Genomic DNA, 3,257 nt, shown 5'->3' with positions numbered 1-3,257 from the left:
ACCAAGTAGTTCTAATGGGGATTGGTGATAAATCCCTCCATGTGGTGTTCCATTGTAATCAGAAATCATAACATCAATGAGTTGCTTCAAATGTTCGAAGGTCATATGATATCTAATTGCGTTCTTCTCAGGGTTCTTTCTTCTTGGATCATCAGGATTGCTTCCAGTTGTGTTCGGCAGCCGGTGAAAGCCTGTCTCCTCAAGTGTTTTGAAAAAACGCTCAATAATTCCTCTTCTCATTGGGAGTGCAACTGGTCCAAGATTAGTAGCGCACCCAATCAGATTCTTTAAACGGTCCTTTACCAAATTTGCAAGATGAGACTTAGCGTTATCAAAACAAATCACATCCCACACAGCCCAGGAAGTATAGTGTGGGTAAACTTCGGATGGGAATCCACCAACCTCTGAGTATTTCATTCCATCGATTGTGATTTTTATTTTTTCATGAGGTATGACCGAATTGCGAAAACATACCATAACATCACTCGCACTGTACTCCTTGCTTAAACTTATCGAATACCCCAAAACATTACGAGTGGCAACATCAATTAATGTAAGTATCCAAAATCGATCCAGAGTTACTGATACTAAATCACCTTCTGGGGTTATTAATTCAACAATGAAAAAACCATCTATGCGATGAGCATCAAATTGTACTTTCTGGTAGGGGTGTAAAGTTGAAGGATGATTCTGTTCACCTTCACCGGTATGTTTGGCTCGAGTCTGAGCCTCTTGTCCATAGCGTCTATTTTCCTTGCCAAAGTGAAGATATCCAAGGCGATTTAGGAAACGTTGTAAAGCTTTTCTACCCATGTTTTTAGTATTAAAAGGATATTGCGTTAAAGGAATTCCCTTATTCCGGCATTGATCAATAAATTTTTTGTGAATATTCAAAGGTTTCATGGCAGGTTCAAGCGTTCGACGATGGGTTCCCAAATATAAGTCTGTTATTAAATCTTCGAGATCAGGATGAGTCTCTAACAGCAGATTGAATTCCCCTGTTTTTCTCGATTCATTTCTATCTTCCTTCAGAACATCAAGCCGGTATACCTTAACTTTTTTGTACGGAATCAATGCACGAAATCCCCATACGACCCCATTTTCATCTAGGTCTATGCATCGTTTTACTAACCTTCTTAGATTCTGAGGGCTTATATTAGTAGATAGTCGGATTTCTTCCATATCGATTCGTTTAAAATACATAACGATTGCATTTCTTCGATTTATGTACCTTTGCTTCTCTATTTCAGATAATTTGGAATGATCTACACTTGGCCAAAGATCAGGATTGATTTGTTCCTGCAAGTAACCGTCTTTCTCAAACAATCGACATCTGCTCAAGCTTCCAGACCTCCATTTCATAGTTCCAAATTTTAGAATCAATATCGGCAGTGATTATCCCTTTGTAGTACAACCAATGACAAGAAAGAAAAACCTCATATGAACTACATGTTTCAGATAATTCATAGCAAATGTCTTTCATCGTTCTTTTCGTGTAGTCGAGAGATTTGGATACTTGTTCAATAAATTTTGGAGATTTGTGATTAATTACACTAGCTAAGATTTTGATTCTATTTTCAATGGAATATCTACCAGAACGAATGGCTTTCTCTGTCCTCACTTCATGGAGTTTTCCATTAAGCCTACACCATTCTTTTTGAGCTTCAATTTGCCTCATAACACGGTCGTAGTTCCGATTACTCGGATGAAGTTCTTTCTCATATTTAACTTCCACAAAAAGCTCAGATCCATCTTTATGAAGGTTCATATCAAAAATAGTTCGATGACGTTTGCCATTCAAAACATAAGTAATCTCCAGTGGTTGTTCACAATATGTTTTTACCTTAGGATCTGTTTCAACGGTCACCCAGTGATCAAATTCTAAGTCGCTATATAAGGTAACATCCCGGTCGCCAACTTTGGGGCCTATCATACCCCAGTAATTGTTACCGTATCTCTTGCTTCTTGGCATGACGATTGGAGAATATGGAATCAAGATATTATCCATACAGAATCACATCCACTCAATTCTTTTTGAAAATAATCAACTATTAGAGTCCCTTTGCTTCTTGGCATTCTTTATTTCCGAATGTTCAGATTATAAACAACATTTTATTCTTCGCTTCAAAAATACTAATTTACTCTCTTATTGGTAATACTATTCTTAATAGATTAAGAGAGGAGTAATTTCATGAACGAGTTTATATATTATAAAATCATAGGTGAACGTATTAAAAAGAAAAGAGAAGAACGATGCATGACTCAAGAAGATCTAGCTGTACTTGTTCATATCTCAAGGCCTTCTATAACCAATATAGAAGCCGGGCGCCATCTTATTCGAATCCATTATCTATATCAGATCGCAGAATCACTAGATGTTTCTGTTCATGATCTAATACCATAGGTTTTTTATAATTTGTTTTTGTTTTGTCGTATTCGTTTCTTCAAAGACTCAATAGCTGAAAAATAGAGTTCCTTCATCTCTGGGTCTATCTTTCGGCTCACAACTTCTATTGGGAAAGCACTCCTTATAGAATCAATATCAATTAACATGATTCTAGATACATCCTTAGGATCGTAAAATATTGGAATTTGCCATCCCTCATCTTGCTCTGCCAGCTCAAACCATCCATGTTTTATCATGTTTGTGTTCGAGTAAAATTGTTCCTTAAATTTCAAACCAAATGGCGTAACAGTAGCAAGTCCTAAAGAGTATGGATACTCAGTATTTGCCAATTCAATCACCTCAATAATCACTATTACCATTTATTTAAAAATGATACGTATACATATCAAATAACTAAAATGATATTTATACATACATGTATCGCCTTTGCTCCATTGTTTACACTTACAATTAGAGGTGTGATAATGGAAATTTCAGCACTAAAAAAATAGGTCAAAGAATCCGCGATCTTAGAAAGCAAAAAGGATTGTCTCAAGAGCAACTCGCTGAGAAAGCTGGCTTTCATTTTTCTTATATTGGTGGCGTTGAGCGAGCAGAGAAAAACATTACGTTAGTGAATCTACTGAAGATCGCCGATGCTCTTGATGTTCAGATTATGGATTTGTTTATGTATACGAAATATCAACAGTCCGCTTTGAATGAAAAGGACGAATTGTTGAATCAAATCTTCCAAACCTTAGTTTCCTTAAAAAAAAGAGATCTTCGAAAGGTCCAAATCATGCTAGATGAGTTTTTCGAAAAATAAACCGATCGCATGTCATAAATAAACCGCACTCCATTTGCTTGGAGG

The 3,257-nt window shown here is 36.4% G+C and carries 5 protein-coding genes; 2 read left to right on the top strand and 3 right to left on the bottom strand.

Annotated elements, in window-relative coordinates:
- Together AQR02_RS12175 and AQR02_RS12170 are read right to left on the bottom strand one after the other, a co-directional pair.
- On the bottom strand, window positions 1–1,326 hold a 1,326-nt coding region (locus AQR02_RS12175; protein WP_159067756.1), incomplete at its 3' end, for a hypothetical protein.
- Window positions 1,319–2,008 (bottom strand): TnsA endonuclease N-terminal domain-containing protein, encoded by a 690-nt coding sequence (locus tag AQR02_RS12170; protein ID WP_054940725.1) that lies wholly within the window; start codon window positions 2,006–2,008, stop codon window positions 1,319–1,321. The genes AQR02_RS12175 and AQR02_RS12170, both read right to left, overlap by 8 nt.
- 183 nt (window positions 2,009–2,191) lie before the next feature.
- On the opposite strand from AQR02_RS12170, the gene AQR02_RS35555 reads away from it, so the two are divergent.
- Window positions 2,192–2,404 (top strand): helix-turn-helix domain-containing protein, encoded by a 213-nt coding sequence (locus AQR02_RS35555; protein ID WP_054940724.1) that lies wholly within the window; start codon window positions 2,192–2,194, stop codon window positions 2,402–2,404.
- Window positions 2,405–2,409: 5 nt separating this feature from the next.
- On the opposite strand, the gene AQR02_RS12160 is transcribed toward AQR02_RS35555, so the two are convergent.
- Window positions 2,410–2,766 carry a hypothetical protein gene (locus AQR02_RS12160; RefSeq protein WP_209444152.1) on the bottom strand — a complete coding sequence of 119 codons (357 nt, stop codon included), beginning with the start codon at window positions 2,764–2,766 and terminating at the stop codon, window positions 2,410–2,412.
- 167 nt (window positions 2,767–2,933) lie between these two features.
- Here AQR02_RS12160 and AQR02_RS12155 point away from each other — a divergent pair, with 167 nt between their 5' ends.
- The gene (locus AQR02_RS12155; protein ID WP_245237357.1) at window positions 2,934–3,212 is read left to right on the top strand and encodes a helix-turn-helix domain-containing protein; all 279 of its coding nucleotides are present in this window, start codon (window positions 2,934–2,936) and stop codon (window positions 3,210–3,212) included.
- The last annotated feature ends 45 nt before the right edge of the window (window positions 3,213–3,257 follow it).

Origin of the sequence: Paenibacillus ihuae, assembly GCF_001368795.1 — a bacterium.
Taxonomy (GTDB): domain Bacteria; phylum Bacillota; class Bacilli; order Paenibacillales; family Paenibacillaceae; genus Paenibacillus_AQ; species Paenibacillus_AQ ihuae.
This window is presented reverse-complemented; position numbering and strand designations above follow the sequence as displayed.

Bases quoted from the DNA above. Each gene is read 5' to 3' on its own strand.
- AQR02_RS12170 (WP_054940725.1), bottom strand. From the start codon at position 2,008: ATGGATAATATCTTGATTCCATATTCTCCAATCGTCATGCCAAGAAGC.
- AQR02_RS35555 (WP_054940724.1), top strand. From the start codon at position 2,192: ATGAACGAGTTTATATATTATAAAATCATAGGTGAACGTATTAAAAAG.
- AQR02_RS12160 (WP_209444152.1), bottom strand. From the start codon at position 2,766: ATGGTAATAGTGATTATTGAGGTGATTGAATTGGCAAATACTGAGTAT.